At 74.3% G+C, this 4,898-nt stretch carries 5 protein-coding genes; 2 read left to right on the forward strand and 3 right to left on the reverse strand.

From position 1 onward, the window contains the following. Both KME75_RS39930 and KME75_RS39935 read right to left on the reverse strand, forming a co-directional pair. Window positions 1-381 (reverse strand): GNAT family N-acetyltransferase (locus KME75_RS39930; protein ID WP_219420193.1); only part of this gene is annotated, 381 nt, incomplete at its 3' end. 40 nt (window positions 382-421) lie between these two features. Beyond that, window positions 422-2,566: a SulP family inorganic anion transporter gene (locus KME75_RS39935; protein ID WP_308283484.1), complete on the reverse strand. Its 2,145-nt coding sequence runs from the start codon at window positions 2,564-2,566 to the stop codon at window positions 422-424. A 271-nt stretch (window positions 2,567-2,837) separates the two neighbouring features. Here KME75_RS39935 and KME75_RS39940 point away from each other — a divergent pair, with 271 nt between their 5' ends. Next, window positions 2,838-3,065 (forward strand): AbrB/MazE/SpoVT family DNA-binding domain-containing protein, encoded by a 228-nt coding sequence (locus tag KME75_RS39940; protein ID WP_219420194.1) that lies wholly within the window; start codon window positions 2,838-2,840, stop codon window positions 3,063-3,065. Further along, a complete protein-coding gene (locus tag KME75_RS39945; protein WP_219420195.1) occupies window positions 3,055-3,477 on the forward strand; it encodes a type II toxin-antitoxin system VapC family toxin in 423 nt (140 codons plus the stop codon). Before KME75_RS39940 ends, KME75_RS39945 begins: the two co-directional genes overlap by 11 nt. Here KME75_RS39945 and KME75_RS39950 read toward each other — a convergent pair. Continuing rightward, a complete protein-coding gene (locus tag KME75_RS39950) occupies window positions 3,441-4,742 on the reverse strand; it encodes an adenosylmethionine--8-amino-7-oxononanoate transaminase (RefSeq protein ID WP_308283485.1) in 1,302 nt (433 codons plus the stop codon). The genes KME75_RS39945 and KME75_RS39950 overlap by 37 nt on opposite strands. Window positions 4,743-4,898 lie beyond the last annotated feature (156 nt).

A 4,898-nucleotide genomic window follows, 5' to 3' on the forward strand; every position in this document is an offset into this window, starting at 1 on the left:
GCTCTCGGCCACCCGCACCGTCAGGGTGGCCGAGAGCTCCTCGGCGCGGCGGCGCGCGACGGCGAGCAGGGCGCTGCCGATGCCCCGCCGCCGGTGGGCCGGGTGCACCGTGCCCTCGGCGAACAGTCGGCGCCCTTCCACCCCTTCGCGCAGGTGCAGCACCTGGTAGGCAACGGGGCGCTCGCCGTCCAGCACGATGCAGCTGTTGCGCTCCAGGTCCACCTCGGGGTCGGCGAGCTCGTCGGCGCAGTCCTGCGCGTCGTAGTTCTCGCCGCGCCGGTCGACCTCCTCCGCCGCGGCCAACAGCTCCGCCCAGCGGGCGGCGTCGTCGGCCCGCATCGGCCGGGAGTGCAGCTGGCTGGGGAGGACGGGCGCGTGCACGCCAGCACGGTAGTCGCGACCGGGGCCGTGGCGCGCAGGATTACTCGGGCCGCCGGAACTCCTGCGCCTCCTCGTCCAGCACGAGCACGCGCGCGGACGGGATGTCGAAGTACAGCCCGAGCAGCGCGGCGTCGACGCCGTGGGCGCGCAGCGCGTCGAGCTGGACCGCCACGTTGACCATCGCCAGTGCCTCGGCCTCGCCGAACCCTGCGGCCAGCGCGGCACGCCCCACGGCGTGTCCCGTCCGGAACGCCTCCAGGCCGGGTGCCCCCGCACGCAGCCAGTCGCCGAGTGCGTCGGCGGGCCGCTCGCCCTCGTCGAGCAGGGCGCGCATCGCCCCGCACCCGGAGTGCCCGCACACGGCGATCAGCGGGACGTGCAGCACCGCCGTCGCGTACTGCAGGGCCGCCCGCACCGAGGTCCCGGCGACCAGGTTGCCCACGTTCTGCACGGTGAACAGGTCGCCGGGACCGCTGCCGGTGATCAGGTTCGGCTGCACGCGGGAGTCGGCGCACGACAGCAGGAGCCCCTTCGGCGACTGGGCGTCGGCCAGCTCCTGGAGTGTGGGCCGCACCAGCTCCGCCGCTTCGGAGTGGAACGCGGCCACGCCGGCGAGGATCGGCGCGTGCGGGGCGTGGTCGACCTCCTGCCACTGGGACCACGTCGCGTACCCGTGGCGGGGCCGCTCGCCCACCGCCGCCGGGGCGCCGGGCTCGGTCACCTCGACGGCGCCGCCGGCGGCGCGGTGGCGCGCCGCCCAGGAGCCGAGGTGGTCGAACGCGGCGTGGTCCAGGTAGTCCACGACGAGCTCGACGCGGACGGGCACGCCGGCGGGCACCGCGGCGAGGGTGCGCGACAGCACCGGCACCGACAGGAAGCTCAGCGTGCCCTCCACGACCACGCGCCACGGCTGCCCGGCCGCGTGGCCGGCCCCGTCGGGCTCCACGATCCGGACGCGGGCCCGCACGGCGCGGCGCAGCATGGTCAGCCCGGCCAGGACCAACCCGATCACCACCCCCTCCAGCAGGGTCAGCGCGAGCACGCCGGCGACCGTGCCGAGGTAGACGGGCAGCTCGCCGTGGGCGCGGGCCGCGCGCACGTCCGCGGGCTTCACCAGCTGCACCCCGACGACGACGAGCAGCCCGGCGAGCGCGGCCAGCGGGATCAGCTCCACGACTCCCACCAGCGCGATCCCGAACACCGCGATCCAGATGCCGTGCAGCACCGCCGACGCGCGCGTCCGGGCCCCGGCCTCGACGTTGGTGGCGCTGCGCACGATCACCCCGGTGACGGGGAGCCCGCCGAGCAGGCCGGACAGGGTGTTGGCCGCGCCCTGGCCGACCAGCTCCCGGTCGGGGTTCGCCCGCCGTCCCCCGTGCATGCGATCCACCGCGACGGCCGACAGGAGGCTCTCGACGCTCGCGATGAGCGCGACGGTGAGCATCCCGCCCACGACCCCGGCCCAGGGCACGTCGGGCAGCAGGGTCGGCAGCGTGATCGCGTCGAGCAGGTTGCCGGGGAGGTCGACGCGCGGCACGTCCGAGGACAGGAGCGCGAGCGCGGTCGCGGCGGCCACCGCCACCAACGCGCCGGGCAGGACCCGCAGCCGCCGTGGGAGCCGCGGCCACAGCAGGAGCATCGCGATGGTTCCGGCACCGACGAGCGCCGCATCGGGGCGGATCCGGGCCAGCTGTCCCGGGAGCTCGACGATGGCGGCGATGGCTCCCGTCGGCGGTTCGGCCCCGAGCACGACGTGGATCTGGGAGAGCGCGATGGTCACGCCAATTCCGGCCAGCATCCCGTGCACGACCGCGGGCGGGATCGCCTGCGCGAACCGGGCGATGCGGGCGAACCCGAAGCCGATCTGCAGCAGGCCGGCGCCCGCGGTGATCAGGCAGGTGGTCTCCCAGCCGAACCGGGCCACCAGTTCGGCGACCACCACGGCCAGGCCGGCGGCGGGACCGCTGACCTGGAGCGGGGATCCCCCGAGCACGCCCGCCACGACGCCGCCCACGACCGCGGCGACGAGCCCGGCCATGATCGGCGCCCCGGAGGCGAGGGCGATGCCCAGCGAGAGGGGCACGGCGACGAGGAAGACGACGAACGAGGCACCGAGGTCGGCGCGAAAGCGGGAGGAGCGGTCGTCGGCGGGTGCGGGCTGCACGGGTCGGGCGATCGCGGTCACGCACCTGGAACTACCCGCTCGGCGATTCCGTTCCGTCCGATGTGCCGGATTCCGGCGGCAGCCCCCGAGGCGCTCACCAGCGGTGACAGCACCTGGACACCGTGGGATGCGATCGGCCCCCCCGGTCGGGGGCGCGCGCCTCGGCGTCGGGGGCGTCGGCCACTGCGCGTCCAACCGGGCGGCCTCGCCGGGCGCGCCGAGCACCAGATCGAGTGGATCTTGACATCACGACCCGGGGCGGTCGGAGTAAGAATGGTGCTATTCTTACCGGGTGCGCATCACGAGCAAGGGCCAGATCACCATTCCCCAGCAGGTGCGACGCGAGCTGGGCCTTGCCCCCGGCGACGAGGTCGACGTCGTGGCGAAGAACGGAGTGGCGACGATCGTTCCTGCCCAGGGTCCCGGCGGACGGGGACGACGCACGGCGGAAGCCCTACTCGGGCGCGGTGACGTCGATCTCACGACCGACGAGATCATGGCCTTGACGCGTGGGGACTGAGGACGGCCCCGGTACGTTGGTCGACTCGAACGTCCTGCTCGATCTCTTCACCCGGGACCCGACGTGGGTGGACTGGTCGGCCGACCACCTCGCCGAGGCACTGGAGCGCGGGCCGGTGGTGGTGAACCAGGTCGTCTACGCGGAGGTCTCGCTGCGGTTCTCGACGGTCGAGGCGCTGGACGCGGCGTTGACCCACGACCGGTTCGTCCGCGCGAACCTCCCGTGGCCCGCCGCCTATCTGGCCGCCCGCGCCCACCGGACGTATCGGGCGCGCGGCGGTACCCGCGGGTCCACGTTGCCCGACTTTCTCATCGGCGCGCACGCCGCCGTCCTCGGCCTGCGCCTGCTGACTCGCGATGCGGCGCGGTACCGGACCTACTTCCCTTCGCTCGAGCTGATCGCCCCGGAGTGACCCGCCGACGCGGCCGCCACCACCGCCGCCGTGATCGTCGCGATGTCCTCGGGCGTGCAGACGTAGGGCGGCATCGTGTAGATCAGGTCGCGGAACGGGCGCAGCCACACGCCCGTGTCCACGGCCGCAGCGGTCGCCGCCGGCATGTCCACCTCCCCGTCGAGCTGCACCACGCCGATCGCTCCCCGCACCCGGACGTCGACCACGCCGGGGAGGTGCCGCGCCGGGGCGAGGCCGCTGCGCAGCCCGGCCTCGACCGCCCGCACGTCGGCCCGCCAGTCGCGTTCCAGCAGCAGCCGGGTCGACGCCCCCGCGACGGCAGTGGCGAGCGGGTTCCCCATGAACGTCGGCCCGTGCATGAGCACGCCCGCCTCGCCGTCGCTGATCCCGCGGGCAACCTCGCCAGTGCACAGCGCGGCGGCCAGCGTCAGGTATCCGCCGGTGAGCGCCTTGCCGACGCACATGACGTCGGGGGCGATGCCGGCGTGGTCGGCGGCGAACAGCTCGCCGGTGCGCCCGAACCCGGTGGCGATCTCGTCGAAGACCAGCAGCACATCGTGGGTCAGGCACAGCTCGCGCAGCACGTGCAGGTAGCGCGGGTCGTGGAAGCGCATGCCGCCCGCGCCCTGCACCACCGGCTCGACGATCACGGCGGCCAGCTCGTCGGCGTGCCGTTCGACCAGCTCGGCGAGCTCGGCCACGTACGCCGTCTCGAACGTGGCGGGCGGCGGCCCGGCGAACACCTGCTGCGGCAGGACGTCGCGCCACAGGGCGTGCATGCCCCCCTCGGGGTCGCACACGCTCATCGCGCCGAAGGTGTCGCCGTGGTAACCGCCGCGCCAGGTCATCAGCCGGTGCTTCTCCGGGCGGCCCCGCGACCGCCAGTACTGCAGGCACATCTTCATGGCGACCTCCACCGACACCGATCCGGAGTCGGCGAGGAAGACGTGCTCCAGTCCGCCCGGGGCGATGTCGACCAGCAGCCGCGCCAGATCCACCGCCGGGCCGTGGGTGAGGCCGCCGAACATCACGTGGCTCATGGCGCCGAGCTGGTTGCGCACGGCGGCGTCGAGCACCGGGTGCGCGTAGCCGTGGATCGCGGCCCACCACGACGACATCCCGTCCACCAGCTCGCGCCCGTCGGCCAGGCGCAGCCGCACGCCGGCGGCCGACTCCACCACGAGCGGCGCCGACCGGGCCGGCATCGGCGCGTAGGGGTGCCAGACATGGGCCCGGTCGGTCGCCAGCAGATCCTCCGTCGTCACGGGGAGCGAGCGTAGGTGCTGGCACCCCGCACTAGAGCGTGTCCCGTGGATCATGCGGGTGGGCTGCGGTAGATCTCTTCTGTGCTTGATCGCCACGACTTGACCGACGCGGAGTGGGCACGGCTGGAGCCGTTGCTGCCCGACCGGACACCGCGA

Origin of the sequence: Pseudonocardia nigra (genome assembly GCF_019396355.1) — a bacterium.
Lineage (GTDB): Bacteria > Actinomycetota > Actinomycetes > Mycobacteriales > Pseudonocardiaceae > Pseudonocardia > Pseudonocardia nigra.